The 284-nt window shown below is 42.6% G+C and carries 1 protein-coding gene; it reads left to right on the top strand.

The window, feature by feature from the left end:
- Positions 1 to 145: 145 nt before the first annotated feature.
- Positions 146 to 284 (top strand): cytochrome ubiquinol oxidase subunit I (locus tag J0A67_RS23720; protein WP_206571704.1); only part of this gene is annotated, 139 nt, incomplete at its 3' end.

Raw genomic sequence — 284 nt, 5'->3', positions numbered from 1 at the left:
TAACCATTAACTGTTATATGAAAAAGTAAAATAACTGTCACTATTATAGGCACTGTACTCCGTGCTTAACTTAACGCCAAGCATTTCACATAAAAATGACAGCTATACTCAAGAGGTTAATTTATGTTCAACCCTAGGAGGCGCCATGCTGGGTCTTGATGCACTGGAACTTGCCAGAATACAGTTCGCCTTCACCGTGTCTTTCCATATCATTTTCCCCGCCATCACCATCGGTTTAGCCAGCTATCTGGCGGTGCTGGAAGGATTATGGTTGAAAACGCACA

This window comes from Algoriphagus aestuariicola, assembly GCF_017254835.1.
In the GTDB taxonomy this organism is placed as follows: domain Bacteria; phylum Bacteroidota; class Bacteroidia; order Cytophagales; family Cyclobacteriaceae; genus Algoriphagus; species Algoriphagus aestuariicola.
This window is presented reverse-complemented; position numbering and strand designations above follow the sequence as displayed.